Source organism: Exiguobacterium sp. HSB13, from assembly GCF_056764755.1.
Map to the genome: position 1 here is coordinate 813,645 of NZ_JBUZOM010000001.1, position 15,333 is coordinate 828,977.

Consider the following 15,333-nt stretch of genomic DNA (forward strand, 5'->3'; position numbering starts at 1 on the left):
GCGGAAGCAGTTTGAAAGATAGATTAACGTACGTCAGAAGAATAGTTAGCTAAAATCGAGTGACTTCGCACTGTCACGATGACACTGGCAAGACTCGCGACCGTTCCAAGGACAGCGACAATGATCGTCGAGGATCCGTTCGGAATCAAGAAGCCGACGGGAATCAGTCCGACGAAGCTGAAGACGATCAAGGATTGATAGACGATATTGATGATCTTCAGGACAGGATGTTCGAAAAATGATAGGACGAGCGGTGGTAAGAATAAGAAGATGATTAGTCCGATCGCGAGGTAAACCGATAACGGCTCTTCAAACGAAATGGTGTTTCCAGTTGAGTGGCGTGCTGCGACGAGCACGGCGACGATCGCGACGCATAAGGTTACACAAACGAACGTTAACCGTTTTAGCATATGAACCCCTCCTTTTTACTTTAATTCCATAATAAACCAATTTTTAAACGGAAGACAATCTTTTTCCAGGCGACCAATGATGACGAATCGCCTCAACGATGACATCGGGACGATCCCAGTGTAATAGATGTCCTGTCTCCGGGACGAAATGGACCGTCGCTTGCGTCATCTCATGTAATCGGTTCGTTGCTTGCTGACGAATAGCTGCTTGATCCGTCGGTAACGTTGCGACGTACAACTGAATGTTTACTGGTGGAACGTCCGGGAGGAAATCAAGAATATCCTCGTGATGCAGCGCGCGTACGATCGCAGCAGCCGTCTCTCCTCGCGCATGCCAGTGGTATCGTCCTTCCTCCATCCGAAGGAGATCGGCACCAGCTAGATCGAGGGAGGGCGAGCGACGTGCATCCGGAGAATAGACGGCAACATCCAAAAATTCGTCCCATGTCGAAACGGAATCCTCGAAATCTTGTTCATAAAAACCCACTTCTTCCTCTACGGAACGCCCGTAAAGTCGTTTACTATGATAGCCGCCGTCAATTAGGATCGTACCAAGCACACGGTCTGCATGTTCAATCAAATAATAAAGCGAGAGAACACTGCCCCACGAGTGCGATAAGGCATAGAACCGCTTGACATCAAGGATGTGTAAGACTTCGTCGATCCAGTCCGTAAAGGGTTTCATGCGATAGTGTAGGGGATCTGCAAAAGCTGGTGTTTTGCCGTGACCGGGTAAATCGAGTGCAATAAGACGGAATTCGTCCGCGAGCGCTTCGGCGATTTCGATGAAGCTGAGACTCGTACTGCCAAGTCCGTGGAGGCAGACGATCGTCGGAAGATGTTTATTTCCCCATTCCGTAATGTGGACGGATTGTTGCTGACAGATGATCGTATAACGTTTCATTTGCCGTCTCCTTTTTTCTTTTACTGTACCATGAGGAGAATGTTGGGAATTGAAAAATAAGGAAACTTTCTTTAAGGAGTAGCGTAGAGTAAGATAACACGTCATTTACATAGAGGAGAATTCACATGGAAACAATCATCACGATGTTCTTAACAGTCGTTACCTTATACGGACTTGGAGTCGTTGTCACAAAAGTAAAAGAACGCTTGAATTAGAAGCGAGAGGGAAAACGATTTTCTTGACCTCGCATAACTTAAATGAGATCGAAAAGATGTGTGACCGTTTCGCCATCATGGCGGAGGGGAGAATCGTCCGCTGCGGAACCGTTGCGTCCTTACAAGAAGCGATGAGGCAGGAGATTCAAATCCGTATTCGGACTGTTCCGCGAGTAGAGCCATCGCATCTGCCAGCATACGCTCGACTTTTGTCACAAACCGATGAGTATACACAGCTAACTCTAACGACGGAAGAAGATATTCCAGAGTTACTCGTCATGCTTGCAAAACAAGACGTCAAAGTCTACGAGGTACAGATCGAACGCCAATCGTTAGAAGAGATCTTCTTAGCGGTCTGACCGATCAGCCTCTGATTTTGTCACCGGCACATCTTCGAGTAAGAGACGACCTCCGTCATTCCACTGACCATACACCTGGTTCAGTTTTGTTTTTTCGATCAAGGTCTGCAGACGTTTTTCATAGAGAACAGGATCCTTGCGCACACTTTGAATCGTATCAATCCGAATGCGTCGATAGAGTTCCGGGAAGTCATTAAACTGTTCATAGACGATCGGGTCTTCTTGAAGACGCGCTTGGATCGTGTCATCGATGACGAACGCATCAGCGCGCATGTCTGGTAGAACCTGTCGTCCGGACGGTTGCATCAAGCCGAGACGTTCTAAGCGACGGACTCGTTCCTTATTCAATTCGGTCCAGTTACTGTTCTTTCGACGCGGTGTAAAGCGTTGCGCGAGTTCACCATCCGGAGTCTTCTTCGCAATTCCATCGATCCAGCCGAAGCAAAGTGCCTCCTCTACGGCATCGAGATAAAGTAACCCATTCCCGACTTGTTTTCGACTGAGAATCACCCAACAAAAGGACGCGTGATCCGCGTGTTTTATCAGCCACTGTCGAAAGTCATTGCGATTAGTAAAGCGTAAGGCGTTCGTGATTTTCACGTTTGTTCCTCCATTCCAGATAGCAGTACCCCCTCATCGTCATAAGAGGGGGTACTTTTCATATTCAACGCAACGGGTCATGATGAAAGACACAATTCCGACCGCTCTTTTTCGCTTGATAGAGAGCGGCGTCTGCTTGCTGAATCGTCTGCAGAAAATTATGGGTCTCAGACGGTTGATGAGTTTGTCGGGACACGCCAATCGATAACGTTACTTGCAGCGGTTCCGTCGCTGATAACTCATACGACCGCTTAGCACTGGCTTCACAGATTTGTTCCGCGAGTCGACGCGTCTCCGGCAACGAATGCTCCGGCAACAGCATCATGAACTCTTCACCACCGAATCGTCCGAGCACACAAGTTGGGGGGCAGTACGATGCAAGCAAAGAGCTGATTTGCCGTAAAATATGATCACCGCGGTCGTGACCGTAGGTATCATTGACCTGCTTGAAATGATCGACATCGATGATCATGATCGAAAAGTCTGTCTGTTGGGATTTGTAACGTTGGACGGTCTCTTCTAGACGACGTCGATTATCAAGCCCTGTCAACGTGTCCGTCAAGGCGAGACGCCGATGCATCCGGACTTGATTGAAGTGCCAGCGGACTTGATGCAAAATGCTGTGCAAAAGGAGACCGGCACAGCCATTCCCGACGAGAAAGATCGTCATCGCCGTCATGTCATTCGGTTGGACATGTTGGACATATGGTAAACAGAGAATGAGTGCAATGGTGAAGATGATCGGAAACGAGATGAATCGATCCGGTGCTTCATTTTGCAAGTACAAGACAATGACGCTGACAATCAGATACGTACCGATCAGCCAATAGGCATGAGCAGAATCAAAAATGAACGTTTGAAGGGAAGCAAAGACGAGGGTCGTGATGAAGCCGCTACTGATGCCTCCATAGATGAAAGCGATGACGATCAAAGTAATCGACAAATCGAAACGGAATCCCTCATAGGTGATGGCATTATGGATGACCCAGTAGCCGGCACCTGTCGCAAGAATCAGTACTAACAGATTTTTCTTCAACCAACTGTCAAGCGTATTTCGAAACTGAAATCGTTTAAAAAAGAACAGAGAGATGAGCACGAAGAAAAAGGTCAGAGCGACGTTGAGGATAAGATGATTCAATGTATTCCACATGTTCGTGTTCCTCTCAAATGAGTTCTGAAAAATAACTACAAAAAAATGTTTCATTCAGTGAATATTTATTCTATATAGCCAATGATACCCTAAAGATGTATGAAAATATCTTGATTTCCGAATCTTTTAAAAAGATCAAATTTCTTTTTCAAAATCAATAATACTCTGAGACTTTCTCACGTGAAGACTCGATTAGATAATCAAGTGAGACGAAATTGCGAATGAATACATACGAGCCGATTTCCTCGATGGATACTCCTAATCTCTCTGCCTGTTGACTGCGATCGTCCTCTTCCGATTGTAGCATCTCAAATCCAGCTGCTTGCATCCGCTCCCCATCGAATTCGAGCGTGACGACATCTCCATCTTGCCAATCACTCTTCAATTGATGAAAATGCATTTGATACGTTGCGCTTGGAGGATCCACTTCAAAGGCAATCCAGCCTGTTGGTGCGTCAATTTGAAATGTCGGTGACAAGCCGCCGCGTGTCACGATCGATTTCATATGATGTCGATGTGTCATATGACGTAAGATCATGGTCAGACCACTCCTTTTTCATCTATTATTACGCGACGGCGTCAGAATATCGAGAAAAATTTTCAAAAGAGATGGAAGAAGTTTGGATTTTTCTGGTATACTACGTTTTCGGAAAGCGTTTGCACAAAAGGGGGAGAATATATGCGAACATATGCCATTGAGGCAAAAGGACTGACGAAACACTATCAAATCCTCCAACGGGAACCAGGACTACGCGGGGCAATTAAAGCACTCTTTCGCAGGACATACCGGACGAAAGAGGCAGTCAAAGCGATTGATTTAACGATTGAAGCTGGAGAACGCGTCGGCTACATCGGTTTCAACGGTGCCGGGAAATCAACGACGATCAAGATGCTCGCTGGTGTCCTTCGTCCGGACGCGGGGAACGTCCGGGTATTTGGACTTGATCCACACACCGATCGCGTCAAGAACGCGTCACAAATCGGAGCCGTCTTCGGTCAGCGGACACAACTGTTCTGGGACATTCCGGTCCAAGAATCGTTTGAGCTGTTAAAGGAAATCTATCAAGTACCAAAGTCAGAGTTTGACGAAACGCTCACGTGGTTTCGGGAAAAGCTCGAGCTTGCACCGCTCCTTGACGTACCGGTGCGGCAACTGTCGCTCGGTCAAAAGATGCGTTGCGAGTTAGCAGCAGCCTTCCTGCATCGACCGAAAGTCGTTTATCTCGACGAACCGACGATCGGGCTTGATATCGAGATCAAGGAGACAATCCGTCACTTCATCCGCGAGATGAGTGACCGTTGGGGAACGACTGTCATCTTGACGACGCACGACATGCAGGACATCGAGGAGGTTTGTGACCGGGTGATTGTCCTCGACGACGGCAAGATCATCTATGACGATACGATCGATCAACTAAAGGCATCATTCAGCCACGAGCGGACGCTTCGAATTACGCTTGAAGAACCGGTGCCGTTTTCTTTACCGACAGCGTTGATCAACCGCGTGATCTTATTTACGACGGATGAACTGACGTATGAGCTCGCCTTTGACGACCGTGAGCTATCGAGCGGACAAGTCATCAAGGAAATCGTTTCGCTTTACGTCGTTCGGGATGTCTCCGTGTCCGTTCCGAAGATGGAGACGTTAATCCGAAAACTGTACCAAGCGGGGATCAGCGCATGAGAATCCGCAAATATACTGCGTTGATGCGGTCCCAAATCAAGGTCGATCTCGCCTACACAGCCTGGTACTGGGCCAGCATGTTCAGCGTGATGATGCGTTTGTTCATCCTCTATTTCTTCTGGCAAGCCGTTTATGCCAATAAGACCGATGTCTCCGGTATCTCGCTGTCGACGATGCTGACCTATGCGGTGCTTGCGACGATGATCGATCAGTTCCGCGGGGGTGCCGGACGTGATCTTGCCCGGATGATCAAACAAGGGGCGATTGCAATCGAGTTGCTCCGTCCGTATCACTTGCTCGATAAATTACTCGCTCAAGATATTGGCTCAAAAGTCTCGGTCTTGTTCCGCTCGATCCTGCCACTCGTTCTCGTCTCAATCCTGTTCATCGGCGTGGATCGACCACAGTCGTGGCTGGCTGGACTCGCCTTCGTAGGCAGTGTTCTTTGTGCCGTGTTGCTTGCGACGTTGATTGACCTGCTCGTCGGCATCTTCGCCTTCTACACCGTCAACATTTGGGGACTATCCGTCTTACAGGACGCTGTCATCACGATCATGTCCGGTGCGATCGTTCCGTTGACGCTGTTTCCGGACTGGTTTCAGACGATTAGTCTGTACTTACCGTTCGCTTCACTCGTCTATGTCCCGGTCGCGATTTATACGGGAGAGATCGGGGCAAGCGGCATTCTGCAGGCGTTACTGATTCAAATCGGCTGGTTGATTGGGTTCTTCGTCATCTTGCGAATCACGTTTGCGCTCGCGATCCGGAAAGTGACGGTATTCGGCGGATGAAACGATACATAACACTCTACTGGTTGTATGCCAAAAGTCATTTTAAGGTCATGATGGAATACCGGATTGATTTTTTGATCGGTGTCTTGTCGGTATTTGGTCAACAGTTCGCCTCACTCTTTTTCCTGTCGGTCGTCTTTCAGCATATCGAGACGCTAAACGGCTGGGACTTTTACGAGATTCTATTCATTTACGGGATCGCTTTTTTAGGACGAGCCTTACATCATATTTTCTTTGATAATCTCTGGACAATCGGCTGGCAGTACATCCGGACCGGGAATCTGGATCGGTTGTTGATGCGCCCCGTCAATCCGTTATTTCAAATTGTCGCTGAGCGCGTTCAACAAGACGGATTCGGTCAACTGTTGATTGGTGGTGGGGTACTCTATGTTGCTTCCGATCACCTCAACATGATCTGGAGCTTTGGTGATGTCTTGATGTTGATTGTCCTTGTCTTATCGAGCGGATTACTCTATATCGCGATCAACCTGTTTTTTGCGACGTTCTCATTCTGGATGGTCGATAGTCTACCGATCGTCTCAGCGGTCTTCAGTCTGAGTGATTTTGCCCGTTACCCGATGACGATCTACTCGAAGGTGTTGATGTTCGTCTTGACCTACATCATCCCGTTCGGCTTCACCGCCTTTTATCCGGCGATGTATTTCTTTGACGGAAGAGGTTACGGCGCAATGGCGGTCGCGACACCACTTGTCGCGATCATCGCTTGTTTGATCGCCTATCGGTTCTGGTTGTTCGGACTGAAGGCATTTGCGAGTACGGGATCATGAAATAAGGAGAACCTTAAAGCGTTGCTACGCTTCAAGGTTCTTTTCGGTGTGATCTCATATTTTTAAATCCGCTCGTTAGTAAATTTTGCGTAATTGAGAGATCGGCGATGTCATCTGTGTAAATCAATGAGTGATGCTAAAAAATACAATAAAGAAGAATAATCCGTTTCCTTAATTCCTGAAAAAGGAAATTTTTAGCGTTTCGATTTTGTATAATGAAGAGGGGAGACATATGGATTACAAACTCTATTCAAAGGAGGAGTGTAGTGAGATGAGAGTCGTAAGAGTAGACCGATTGTTAGTAGCATTGAGCATCTTTAGTGGACTTCTCGTATCCTTAGGTCGCTCGACGGAAGTATATCCACAATCAAGCAGCGGCAATGGAAATCTAGGTTTTCTACCTCTCTTACTACTCCTATTCATTTTTCCATTCGGCATCGGTCTCGTGGTGCAATGGATGAGAGCAGCGCAGTTACGTTTTTTATCCTTGATTGGTCTATCAATCAGTACGATGATCTATCTTGTGTGTGGCATTCTCTATCAAATCGAGCAGTTCAGCCAGTATCGAGTTTTCGTCAAACAACAAGTCATAGCGGAGAATGAAACGATCGATGACGGTTATTTAACGAGTATTACGTCAGTACCTTCACCCCATATGAATAGTCAGTTCTTCAATGGCAATACTTTCTTGATTTACTGGGCAAGCATTTTATTAATTGCGAGCTTAATTGCATGGTGGACTCGGAAAAAAGAGGGATTGTCGGATTCAGATAAAAGGAATGTGTTCCCATTTGAACAATAAAAGAGTCCTTCTCTCTCCTGTGCTTTCAGAAGAGAGAAGGACTCTTTTGTTTTAATGATCACGCCCATTTAAAAATGATCGCTTTGCATCTTGTGCAGCAATTGATCAAATGTTTCATGATCCTTATTCGAGAAAGCACGGAAATAGCGATCGTCAATCTCTTCGATCTCGGGAGCTGATGTTTGAATCAGCGCTGCACCATCTTCCGTCAAGAGAATCCGTTTTTCCCGGTTGATCCGTTTTCGAATGACGAGGTGTTCCGCAAGCAATTTCTTGACCGTTTGCGAAATGGCACCGCTTGAGAGTTCGAGCGTGCGTTCAAGTGATTTCTGCGTCGCACTCTCTTGATGATACAACGTCATCAATAAATCAAATTGTGACTTCGAGAGTCCTTTTGGTTTCAATACATCGTTGACTTCTTTCGAATAACGGGCATGGATCCGCTGAATGGCGTTCCAGTGGTGCATTGAAGATTCGAATGTGAAGGTCATGATTTTTTCCTCCTCTTCTGTCATGCAGGGTTGAGCTTATCGAAGAAACGGATTAATTCTTCCTGTTGTCGAGCCGTCAAGGCGGCGAATTGTTCTTGTTGAAAACGTTCGTAAGCGGGCAACACTTCTTGCAGAATGGCTGTTCCTTTTTCCGTCAATAGCAAATAGTTCGTCTTCCATTTGCGCTTGCGGGTGATGAGTTGCCGATCGAATAAACGCTTGATTCCGTGTGAAATCGTGCCATCGGTCACTTGGATCCGTTCAGCGATTTCCTTCTGGCTCGTGCATGAGGTCGTCTGTAGACAACGCAATACTTCAAGATTCGTATGGGAGAGATCCCATTGTTTCAAGAAAGCATTGACGCGCTTGATTTGTTGATTATGATACGTTGAAATCGTCTGCCAGCATGCCATGGGATATGTCTCTGTCATTGTTGTCATGGGGAACCTCTTAAATGTAGAATGTACTGCTGATGAATTACTTTTACCATACCATATTAAAAATATGTAGTGCTACTAGTTTGAACGCAAACCCATCACTTCCCATCATTGTCTAAGAACTGTACAAAAAAAGACCTGAATATGTCAGGTCGGTTCAGGAAGGAAGCCCGTTTGATAAGGTGAGATAAGAATCCATTAATCGGAATCCATACTTCGTAAAACATTGATCCGAGACACGTCCTTGCAAGGTAATTGTTGAATAATCACCACGAATCGCGTAATGGGTATACTTTGTTTCAATGTCATGAATTAACGACTCAAGTAACAGACCACGCTCACCGAGCCCTTCCTCACGGACGTTGATCTCAAGCAAACAAAATGTACCGTATTCGGTCAGGGACGTGCGCTCCGTCCGTTCATGAAGCACGGTTAAAAACGAACGTTTTGAGATGAGGGATCGATTATTTGGTGGTTCAAGAATCGTGACGTAATAACTGAGTGCCGGTGGACGCAAATTACGCGTGACTTCAACGACTTGACGTTGATTATTGTAGGCGAGCCCAACGATTTGCTCCTGCGGATGATTCGGCACGGTCAGTCCTTCTTGCTCACAAACGGTTTGCCACTCGGCTTCTGGAATCCAGACAGCCTCTTCGGTTTTCGCTAAAGCTTTAAAGAACTTCACGTTGAACGGATGACCTCCTAAAGTATATGTAAAATGACTATTCCCATGATGCCTGATGGTTAGACAAAAAACGAGTTACAATCTGACGACAAATCGTCTTCCTTTGCTTTAAGTATACCGTGAAATTTCATTTTGAAACAGACTACATCTCAATGAGTCGACTGTCTATACTGAATGTATCCAGTTAGGAGGCGATGATATGAAACCAGTCGAAGGTCCGTTTTTTCATGGCACGAAAGCTACGTTGCAAATCGGTGACGAATTGAAGCCGGGACACGCGTCGAACTTTCGCGAACAACCGCTCCAGCACGTCTATTTCACGGCAACACTTGATGCAGCGAAGTGGGGCGCTGAGCTCGCACAAGGTGACGCTCCGGAGCATATCTACCTCGTCGAGCCACTCGGAGCGTACGAGGATGATCCGAACTTGACGAACAAACGGTTCCCTGGCAATCCGACCCGGTCGTATCGCTCGACTGAACCGGTGAAAATCATCGCCGAACTCGGAACGTGGGAACGTCACACGGACGAGGAGATTGAGACGATGAAAGCATCGCTTCAGCGGTTACGAGCAGAAGGGAAGGATACGATCATCGACTAAACGAACGGGGGAGAAGACTTGCCTGTATATGATTTTAAATCGATCCAACCGACGAACGTGAACGTCATTGATCAATTATTGGTCAATCACTTACATGCCATCCGCCTGAATCAACAGGATGAGCGATGGATCACAATCCTCGAAGATCCGTTCGTTCCACCCATTGAAACGATCGTTGGCGTCTATTGTATTTACCGAAAATCAATTCTTAATCTGTTAAAAAGTAGGATTGCCTCCATCGAATCGTATGACTTTCAGAATGCATCTGTGAAAGACAAACTCCTGACAGCAGAAAGCGTCGAAGGCGTGCTTGATATGGCGACATTCGTCGTCATCGCTTCAGAAGACGACACCTATATGTCTCACTACTTCATCGGCGGTGAGGCAGAGAAACTTAATTCGATACTAAATGTATGCTTTGGTCATCCGAATGTGATTGACGAACAAGCATCAAAACATTCTATCAAACGCTTCGAGCAGGATGTTTTGATCATTGAAAAGATGGGGTTCATGAAATTGCTTCGAAATGAATAGAGAAACTTATTGAATGTAAGATAAGCACTACCACGTATTTTTTTGTCAGAATGTACTGCAAGGTGAAGATGGAATGGTACAATATGTAAAAAGGGGGGCGTTTATATGTCTCGCTTCAAACAAGAAAAGAAACAACCACTTGATCATCTCCGCGATGGTGTCGATCAAGGTCTCGGTAGTGCCGTACCACGTGGGCAAAACGACGGGATGCGTGGTCTGGAGATGCTCGCGGTGCTTGTCGTCCTCGGTGGAGGATATCTACTGTATCAATGGTTTTTCTAAAGCAAGAAGCATCGCCCTTACGAGGACGATGCTTCTTTTTGTTCGATTTCACTGACGATATCATCCAGTGTGACGTGAGCGAGTACCTTCTCAAGAGCAGATTGCGCAAGCTCGAAGATGGGTGTGACCGTCGATTGGATGTTTCGTCCGACCGGGCAATCTGGATTCGGTGCGGCATGGACGCCGAACAATTCCTTGTCCGGCACGACAGCGACGGCGTGATAGACGTCAAGCAGCGTGATCCTAGATAACGGACGGGCAAGTCGCGCACCGGCGACACCCGGACGGACCGCGATCAAATCAGCTTTTTTCAGCATGCTCATGATTTTACGAATGACAACCGGATTTGTATTGACGCTGCCAGCAATCAAGTCGGATGTCATCTTCTCGTCGGTCGCAATCAACGAGAGAATATGGATGCCGACGGAAAAACGAGTACTGATGGCCAACGGATGACCCTCCTTCTTAAAAACATTGTTCTCTCATTATACGTCGTATTGTTCATTTGGCAAGAAACGGGGAATAGAAACAACACTGTTGACAAACAAAATAATTGTAACTATATTGGTTACATGTAATCAAATTAGTTACATATCAAAAGGAGGAATCATCATGAACATCGGAATCATCGGCGCAACAGGAAAAGCAGGGCGGTTGATTGTACAAGAAGCAATCAAACGTGGACATGACGTCACGGCAATCGTCCGTAATGCCGCAAAAGTGACGGCAGACGTCACGATTCTCGAGCGCGATGTGCTCGCGCTGACGAAAGACGACTTGAACGGGTTTGACGCCATCGTCAATGCGTTTAATGCAGCACCGGGTGAGGAAACGAAACATATCGAAGTCGGGCGTCATTTAATCAACGTGTTAGCAGGAAGCAAGACACGACTATTCGTCGTCGGTGGGGCGGGAAGCCTATTCGTCGATGCCGAGCATACAGTACGTGTCATGGAAACACCGGATTTCCCGGAAGCGTATTATCCGACAGCCTCGAACATGGGAAAAAACTTGATCGATCTGCAAGGGCAACACGACGTGACGTGGACGTATCTCAGCCCCGCTGGATTCTTTGATCCGAATGGTCAACGCACAGGAACCTATACAGTCGGCGGCGAGCAGATGATTCTAAACGCAAAAGGGGAAAGCTACATCAGTTACGCGGATTACGCTATCGCTGTAGTCGATGAGCTAGAAAACGCGCAACATCTCAACGAGCGGTTCTCGGTCGTTGGCGAACAAGGGTGATGGTGTCAGACCGACTCATGTAGTCGGTTTTTTTTAATGGGCGGATGACGAGATACGGCGGAGGACGGATGGCATAGAAGCATGGTTTGTTTAATATGAGAATAGAAACGACTAAAGGAGTATAAATCATGATGCGACGAATGTTTAGTATCATCAGTTTGTTAGCTGTCTTGATCGTCTGTACGACATCGACGCAACCGTCCCGGTTCGAGCGTTCGGAACCCGTCGCGACGATCGAGGATCATTACGCAGGACAAATCAATTGGCCGAGTGAAAGCGATCCGTTGCCGGAACTTCACGCCAAACCGTGATCTACATATTGCCGATCAAAGCCCGTCTCCTTGAAGAAGACGGGCTTTTTGGTGACGTTAGATGACAGTCATTGCGTTCAAGAAGACGAAGAAGAACGTAATGCCGCTCGTCAAAATCAAAAAGGAGAGGACGATCAGTAATTCAAGATGCGGACGAACGCCGTGGTAGAACAGAAAGAACAGTGTCAAACAGACAGTCGTGATCGTTAGCGTAAGTGAGGCGATCAATTGATGAAGGGGTTCAACGAACGGAATGAGAGACGCTCCCGTGATCGTGTCAAAAGCGAAACCGAAGGACAAGAATATCAGTAAGTACAAAAGTGATTTTTGACGAAACATGCGGCATGTCTCCTTTACTGAACGATACATTCAGTATAATGCCCAGCTTGTCATTCTTACCTAACAAAAATGTAAGAATGTGGCTGATTTCAAACAGCTGAATCGTTCTTGTATAGTAATGTCAAACGTGTCATCAAAAAATAGAGAAAAGCGGCGCTACTCGCGATTGCCTGAAAATAGAGCGGTTGAAACAGACCATTGAAGACGATTAATAAGATGCCACCAATAAGGAAGGCGATGCCTTGATTCAGGAAGAGATGTGATGTAAAGGAAAGTGGTCGCGTTCGGAAGCTGAAGTAACGAATCGCGTCAGTCAGGATGCCGCCGACCGTGATGACAATCATAAACGACAGCAATGTCTCAAAAACACCTGAATAATACCCAGCGTCCGCCTTGGCCATAAGGCGTGGTGACGACGGGAGATGTTGATACAGCATTAAAAAAATCCAGTTAGTCATCAGTAGTCGAAATGACAGACGGATCATGGTGTTCCTCCTTCCCGGTTTTCATGACGATGAATAGACGGGTGACCATCACATATAAAAAGGCAGCGACTACGTTTCCGGTGAAAAATACCGCAGGAAGCGAAGTCAACAAAATGAACGCGCCAGCAAACACGAAGACCGTGCCTTGATGAACGAGGAGATGTGTCGTCCACGGTAGCGAACGCTTCGTAAAACGAACAGCTAACAGCATGTCAGCTAGCGCGATGCTGCTGAAGTACAACAGCATGACTGCGTCCAAGTGGTCATTGACCAACTGCACCGTGTAGGACATAAACGGTACCATCATCGTCATCGATCCAAATAAATGTAGAAATAGAAAAAAGCTAAGGACGGTCCGACCGAGCCACCCGAACAGATAGGGTAGGAATGACGGATACTTCCGTGCCGACTCGGAGACGATAAGATACATCAACGCTACACCAGAACAGAATACGATCAGAACGAGTGAAAACGAATGTGGTTGCACAAGTAGATAGAGGACGATGCTTGCGAACAACGCGATGACTTGATTGAGGATGATTCGTTGTGCGAATGAAATAGTCGAACGGAATAACAGGCGCGGCAGCCCTTCTGTCAAGAGTGCGCCGATTAGGATGACTGGACCGGCAAACAGTAGACCAATCAGGAAGAAGTCGGTGAAGGACGTGCCGTAGATTGCTGGATTCCCCATCTCAAGCCCAGCAATCAGTGCGTACAAGAAAGCGAACAATATCGCGGAAATGAAACTGTTCTTTACGATTGATGCCATAGAAATAAGTCCTTTCCGTTTGTTGCTCAAAATAATTTGTACCAATACAGCGTCAGATCGATGTGGGGATTGGCGACTTGTTTTAGGCTATCGACACCACCGAGCACGAAGCCTTCTCGCGCGTAAAACCGGCAAGCCATCAGATTATCGTCCTGTGCTTCAAGGGACAGACCGATCAACTCACGTTGCTGTGCCCACTTCGTCGCAGCGGCGAGCAGTTGGTGTCCGACGCCTAGTTTACGAAACGATTGTTTGACGGCGATGTTCTCGATGTAGGCGAAACGGTTCCAGTCACGTACGAGACGAATCTGACCGATACAAGAAGTGCCGGAGAAGGCGAGTAGGACGATACGATCTTGATGATCAATATAAGTAGACCAATCGAGACGGTCGTCCGGGAAATGGGTTTCGGTAGCTGTCTCATAAAGTTCTTCCGTGTAGGACCAGGTGGTACCGGAAAACTGCGGAACGATGCGTCCGATGATTGGAAACGGATCGTTGGCATCATTGACGAGTGGAATACTCTCGATCGAGAGAGGGCGAATTTTCAATTGTTCAGTCTCTTTCATCGTCATCCTCCTTCTATCTTTAAAGATGTAGTTCACTCTCTTCATCATCGCCTAAATGCTGAGGACTGTCACGAGGAGAGATACGAGAACAGGTCAATTTTTAGCTGAAAACGGGTTTTAATTTTTCTAAAAAAGGAATTGCATGAACAGGAACGAATACATAGTCAGAAGACGATGAAACAGTACAGAGAGACAGCAGTAGAGGACGTGACAACATGAACATGGATACGGTCAACCAGTATCTCGATGCCTATGGATATGGCGTTATTTTCATCTTTTTATTTTTTGGCATCGTCGGGATCCCGGCACCGGAAGAATCACTACTCGTCCTGATTGGTATCTTAAGTGGTCAGAACGAAGAACGTTTGATTTATTCGATCTTGACGGCATATGCCGGAACGTTCGTCGGCATGCTGACGGCATATGGCGCAGGACGTTTCTTTGGACCGACCGTCTTACGATACGGTCGTTTTATCGGATTGACGAGGGAGCGCTGGGAGCGGGTGTCAAACGGCTACATGGGACGCATCAATCGGACGATCATCGCGGGTCTTTATATTCCAGGCGTGAGGCAAATCAATCCGTATTTTGCGGGGATGAAGCGGATTCCGTTCGGTCGTTATTTCTGGGTGTCGGCACTTGGTTCCGCGCTATGGGTCGTTCCTTTCGTCTTACTCGGTCACTTTGCCGGAAAGACGTTTCATATCAAGCCGGAAGTCGTACCGTATTTCGGACTTGCCTTACTCGTATTGTTCCTGCTCGGTGTACTCGTCAAATGGCTCAAGCGTAGACGGCTTGAAAAACGCGTCGTTTCAGGAAAAAACCAAGCGGGAAAAGAAGACTAAGCGATACTTCTTTTTAAAGGATTTTTGCGGA

Annotated in this window: 24 protein-coding genes; 11 read left to right on the forward strand and 13 right to left on the reverse strand. The window is 46.9% G+C overall.

The window, feature by feature from the left end:
* Positions 1 to 23: 23 nt before the first annotated feature.
* Together ACZGCQ_RS04325 and ACZGCQ_RS04330 are read right to left on the reverse strand one after the other, a co-directional pair.
* On the reverse strand, positions 24 to 410 hold the full coding sequence (locus tag ACZGCQ_RS04325) for a hypothetical protein (protein ID WP_481265572.1): 387 nt from the start codon (positions 408 to 410) through the stop codon (positions 24 to 26).
* Between the two features lie 43 nt (positions 411 to 453).
* A complete protein-coding gene (locus ACZGCQ_RS04330) occupies positions 454 to 1,314 on the reverse strand; it encodes an alpha/beta fold hydrolase (protein ID WP_481265573.1) in 861 nt (286 codons plus the stop codon).
* Positions 1,315 to 1,606: 292 nt separating this feature from the next.
* Here ACZGCQ_RS04330 and ACZGCQ_RS04335 point away from each other — a divergent pair, with 292 nt between their 5' ends.
* Entirely contained in the window at positions 1,607 to 1,888 is a 282-nt protein-coding gene (locus ACZGCQ_RS04335; RefSeq protein WP_481265574.1) for an ATP-binding protein DrrA1-3 family domain-containing protein, read from the forward strand.
* Here ACZGCQ_RS04335 and ACZGCQ_RS04340 read toward each other — a convergent pair.
* The 3 genes from ACZGCQ_RS04340 to ACZGCQ_RS04350 form a co-directional block, all read right to left on the reverse strand.
* Positions 1,877 to 2,488: a YdeI/OmpD-associated family protein gene (locus ACZGCQ_RS04340; protein ID WP_481265575.1), complete on the reverse strand. Its 612-nt coding sequence runs from the start codon at positions 2,486 to 2,488 to the stop codon at positions 1,877 to 1,879. The genes ACZGCQ_RS04335 and ACZGCQ_RS04340 overlap by 12 nt on opposite strands.
* Before the next feature lie 64 nt (positions 2,489 to 2,552).
* The gene (locus ACZGCQ_RS04345; protein WP_481265576.1) at positions 2,553 to 3,638 is read right to left on the reverse strand and encodes a GGDEF domain-containing protein; all 1,086 of its coding nucleotides are present in this window, start codon (positions 3,636 to 3,638) and stop codon (positions 2,553 to 2,555) included.
* Positions 3,639 to 3,792: 154 nt separating this feature from the next.
* Positions 3,793 to 4,176 (reverse strand): hypothetical protein, encoded by a 384-nt coding sequence (locus tag ACZGCQ_RS04350; protein ID WP_481265577.1) that lies wholly within the window; start codon positions 4,174 to 4,176, stop codon positions 3,793 to 3,795.
* 141 nt (positions 4,177 to 4,317) lie between these two features.
* On the opposite strand from ACZGCQ_RS04350, the gene ACZGCQ_RS04355 reads away from it, so the two are divergent.
* The 4 genes from ACZGCQ_RS04355 to ACZGCQ_RS04370 all read left to right on the forward strand — a co-directional run bounded on the left by ACZGCQ_RS04355 (position 4,318) and on the right by ACZGCQ_RS04370 (position 7,703).
* Positions 4,318 to 5,322, forward strand: coding sequence for an ABC transporter ATP-binding protein (locus tag ACZGCQ_RS04355; RefSeq protein ID WP_481265578.1), 1,005 nt, complete (start codon positions 4,318 to 4,320; stop codon positions 5,320 to 5,322).
* Positions 5,319 to 6,113 (forward strand): ABC transporter permease, encoded by a 795-nt coding sequence (locus ACZGCQ_RS04360; RefSeq protein ID WP_481265579.1) that lies wholly within the window; start codon positions 5,319 to 5,321, stop codon positions 6,111 to 6,113. Before ACZGCQ_RS04355 ends, ACZGCQ_RS04360 begins: the two co-directional genes overlap by 4 nt.
* Positions 6,110 to 6,901: an ABC transporter permease gene (locus ACZGCQ_RS04365; protein WP_481265580.1), complete on the forward strand. Its 792-nt coding sequence runs from the start codon at positions 6,110 to 6,112 to the stop codon at positions 6,899 to 6,901. Before ACZGCQ_RS04360 ends, ACZGCQ_RS04365 begins: the two co-directional genes overlap by 4 nt.
* A gap of 271 nt (positions 6,902 to 7,172) precedes the next feature.
* Positions 7,173 to 7,703, forward strand: a complete 531-nt coding sequence (locus ACZGCQ_RS04370; protein ID WP_481265581.1) for a hypothetical protein — start codon at positions 7,173 to 7,175, stop codon at positions 7,701 to 7,703.
* Between the two features lie 68 nt (positions 7,704 to 7,771).
* Here ACZGCQ_RS04370 and ACZGCQ_RS04375 read toward each other — a convergent pair whose 3' ends face one another.
* The 3 genes from ACZGCQ_RS04375 to ACZGCQ_RS04385 form a co-directional block, all read right to left on the reverse strand.
* A complete protein-coding gene (locus ACZGCQ_RS04375; RefSeq protein WP_481265582.1) occupies positions 7,772 to 8,194 on the reverse strand; it encodes a MarR family winged helix-turn-helix transcriptional regulator in 423 nt (140 codons plus the stop codon).
* A 20-nt stretch (positions 8,195 to 8,214) separates the two neighbouring features.
* On the reverse strand, positions 8,215 to 8,634 hold the full coding sequence (locus ACZGCQ_RS04380) for a MarR family winged helix-turn-helix transcriptional regulator (RefSeq protein WP_481265583.1): 420 nt from the start codon (positions 8,632 to 8,634) through the stop codon (positions 8,215 to 8,217).
* Positions 8,635 to 8,788: 154 nt separating this feature from the next.
* Complete coding sequence (locus ACZGCQ_RS04385; protein ID WP_481265584.1) at positions 8,789 to 9,319, reverse strand: hypothetical protein; 531 nt, start codon at positions 9,317 to 9,319, stop codon at positions 8,789 to 8,791.
* Positions 9,320 to 9,518: 199 nt separating this feature from the next.
* Here ACZGCQ_RS04385 and arr point away from each other — a divergent pair, with 199 nt between their 5' ends.
* The 3 genes from arr to ACZGCQ_RS04400 all read left to right on the forward strand — a co-directional run bounded on the left by arr (position 9,519) and on the right by ACZGCQ_RS04400 (position 10,736).
* Entirely contained in the window at positions 9,519 to 9,920 is a 402-nt protein-coding gene (gene arr, locus ACZGCQ_RS04390; RefSeq protein ID WP_481265585.1) for an NAD(+)--rifampin ADP-ribosyltransferase, read from the forward strand.
* Positions 9,921 to 9,938: 18 nt separating this feature from the next.
* The gene (locus ACZGCQ_RS04395; protein ID WP_481265586.1) at positions 9,939 to 10,454 is read left to right on the forward strand and encodes a hypothetical protein; all 516 of its coding nucleotides are present in this window, start codon (positions 9,939 to 9,941) and stop codon (positions 10,452 to 10,454) included.
* Between the two features lie 105 nt (positions 10,455 to 10,559).
* Positions 10,560 to 10,736, forward strand: coding sequence for a hypothetical protein (locus tag ACZGCQ_RS04400; RefSeq protein ID WP_156501836.1), 177 nt, complete (start codon positions 10,560 to 10,562; stop codon positions 10,734 to 10,736).
* Between the two features lie 17 nt (positions 10,737 to 10,753).
* On the opposite strand, the gene ACZGCQ_RS04405 is transcribed toward ACZGCQ_RS04400, so the two are convergent.
* Positions 10,754 to 11,185: an Rrf2 family transcriptional regulator gene (locus ACZGCQ_RS04405; RefSeq protein ID WP_406747904.1), complete on the reverse strand. Its 432-nt coding sequence runs from the start codon at positions 11,183 to 11,185 to the stop codon at positions 10,754 to 10,756.
* Between the two features lie 163 nt (positions 11,186 to 11,348).
* On the opposite strand from ACZGCQ_RS04405, the gene ACZGCQ_RS04410 reads away from it, so the two are divergent.
* Together ACZGCQ_RS04410 and ACZGCQ_RS04415 are read left to right on the forward strand one after the other, a co-directional pair.
* Positions 11,349 to 11,984, forward strand: a complete 636-nt coding sequence (locus tag ACZGCQ_RS04410) for an NAD(P)-dependent oxidoreductase (RefSeq protein ID WP_481265587.1) — start codon at positions 11,349 to 11,351, stop codon at positions 11,982 to 11,984.
* A 128-nt stretch (positions 11,985 to 12,112) separates the two neighbouring features.
* Positions 12,113 to 12,295, forward strand: a complete 183-nt coding sequence (locus ACZGCQ_RS04415) for a hypothetical protein (RefSeq protein ID WP_481265588.1) — start codon at positions 12,113 to 12,115, stop codon at positions 12,293 to 12,295.
* 57 nt (positions 12,296 to 12,352) lie between these two features.
* Here the strand turns inward: ACZGCQ_RS04415 and ACZGCQ_RS04420 are convergent, their stop codons facing one another.
* The 4 genes from ACZGCQ_RS04420 to ACZGCQ_RS04435 all read right to left on the reverse strand — a co-directional run bounded on the left by ACZGCQ_RS04420 (position 12,353) and on the right by ACZGCQ_RS04435 (position 14,457).
* Positions 12,353 to 12,634 carry a hypothetical protein gene (locus ACZGCQ_RS04420; RefSeq protein WP_481265589.1) on the reverse strand — a complete coding sequence of 94 codons (282 nt, stop codon included), beginning with the start codon at positions 12,632 to 12,634 and terminating at the stop codon, positions 12,353 to 12,355.
* 89 nt (positions 12,635 to 12,723) lie between these two features.
* Positions 12,724 to 13,092, reverse strand: coding sequence for a hypothetical protein (locus ACZGCQ_RS04425; RefSeq protein WP_481265590.1), 369 nt, complete (start codon positions 13,090 to 13,092; stop codon positions 12,724 to 12,726).
* On the reverse strand, positions 13,085 to 13,888 hold the full coding sequence (locus ACZGCQ_RS04430) for a hypothetical protein (protein WP_481265591.1): 804 nt from the start codon (positions 13,886 to 13,888) through the stop codon (positions 13,085 to 13,087). Before ACZGCQ_RS04430 ends, ACZGCQ_RS04425 begins: the two co-directional genes overlap by 8 nt.
* Before the next feature lie 26 nt (positions 13,889 to 13,914).
* Positions 13,915 to 14,457: a GNAT family N-acetyltransferase gene (locus tag ACZGCQ_RS04435; protein ID WP_481265592.1), complete on the reverse strand. Its 543-nt coding sequence runs from the start codon at positions 14,455 to 14,457 to the stop codon at positions 13,915 to 13,917.
* A 215-nt stretch (positions 14,458 to 14,672) separates the two neighbouring features.
* Here ACZGCQ_RS04435 and ACZGCQ_RS04440 point away from each other — a divergent pair, with 215 nt between their 5' ends.
* Positions 14,673 to 15,302, forward strand: coding sequence for a DedA family protein (locus tag ACZGCQ_RS04440; RefSeq protein WP_481265593.1), 630 nt, complete (start codon positions 14,673 to 14,675; stop codon positions 15,300 to 15,302).
* The last annotated feature ends 31 nt before the right edge of the window (positions 15,303 to 15,333 follow it).

Excerpts from the sequence above, each read along its gene's own strand:
- ACZGCQ_RS04345 (WP_481265576.1), bottom strand. The coding sequence starts at position 3,638 with ATGTGGAATACATTGAATCATCTTATCCTCAACGTCGCTCTGACCTTT.
- ACZGCQ_RS04365 (WP_481265580.1), top strand. The coding sequence starts at position 6,110 with ATGAAACGATACATAACACTCTACTGGTTGTATGCCAAAAGTCATTTT.
- ACZGCQ_RS04370 (WP_481265581.1), top strand. The coding sequence starts at position 7,173 with ATGAGAGTCGTAAGAGTAGACCGATTGTTAGTAGCATTGAGCATCTTT.
- ACZGCQ_RS04380 (WP_481265583.1), bottom strand. The coding sequence starts at position 8,634 with ATGACAACAATGACAGAGACATATCCCATGGCATGCTGGCAGACGATT.
- ACZGCQ_RS04420 (WP_481265589.1), bottom strand. The coding sequence starts at position 12,634 with ATGTTTCGTCAAAAATCACTTTTGTACTTACTGATATTCTTGTCCTTC.
- ACZGCQ_RS04325 (WP_481265572.1), bottom strand. The coding sequence starts at position 410 with ATGCTAAAACGGTTAACGTTCGTTTGTGTAACCTTATGCGTCGCGATC.
- ACZGCQ_RS04425 (WP_481265590.1), bottom strand. The coding sequence starts at position 13,092 with ATGACTAACTGGATTTTTTTAATGCTGTATCAACATCTCCCGTCGTCA.
- ACZGCQ_RS04435 (WP_481265592.1), bottom strand. The coding sequence starts at position 14,457 with ATGAAAGAGACTGAACAATTGAAAATTCGCCCTCTCTCGATCGAGAGT.
- ACZGCQ_RS04355 (WP_481265578.1), top strand. The coding sequence starts at position 4,318 with ATGCGAACATATGCCATTGAGGCAAAAGGACTGACGAAACACTATCAA.
- arr (WP_481265585.1), top strand. The coding sequence starts at position 9,519 with ATGAAACCAGTCGAAGGTCCGTTTTTTCATGGCACGAAAGCTACGTTG.
- ACZGCQ_RS04330 (WP_481265573.1), bottom strand. The coding sequence starts at position 1,314 with ATGAAACGTTATACGATCATCTGTCAGCAACAATCCGTCCACATTACG.
- ACZGCQ_RS04375 (WP_481265582.1), bottom strand. The coding sequence starts at position 8,194 with ATGACCTTCACATTCGAATCTTCAATGCACCACTGGAACGCCATTCAG.
- ACZGCQ_RS04440 (WP_481265593.1), top strand. The coding sequence starts at position 14,673 with ATGAACATGGATACGGTCAACCAGTATCTCGATGCCTATGGATATGGC.
- ACZGCQ_RS04410 (WP_481265587.1), top strand. The coding sequence starts at position 11,349 with ATGAACATCGGAATCATCGGCGCAACAGGAAAAGCAGGGCGGTTGATT.
- ACZGCQ_RS04335 (WP_481265574.1), top strand. The coding sequence starts at position 1,607 with ATGGCGGAGGGGAGAATCGTCCGCTGCGGAACCGTTGCGTCCTTACAA.
- ACZGCQ_RS04400 (WP_156501836.1), top strand. The coding sequence starts at position 10,560 with ATGTCTCGCTTCAAACAAGAAAAGAAACAACCACTTGATCATCTCCGC.
- ACZGCQ_RS04430 (WP_481265591.1), bottom strand. The coding sequence starts at position 13,888 with ATGGCATCAATCGTAAAGAACAGTTTCATTTCCGCGATATTGTTCGCT.
- ACZGCQ_RS04360 (WP_481265579.1), top strand. The coding sequence starts at position 5,319 with ATGAGAATCCGCAAATATACTGCGTTGATGCGGTCCCAAATCAAGGTC.
- ACZGCQ_RS04415 (WP_481265588.1), top strand. The coding sequence starts at position 12,113 with ATGATGCGACGAATGTTTAGTATCATCAGTTTGTTAGCTGTCTTGATC.
- ACZGCQ_RS04350 (WP_481265577.1), bottom strand. The coding sequence starts at position 4,176 with ATGATCTTACGTCATATGACACATCGACATCATATGAAATCGATCGTG.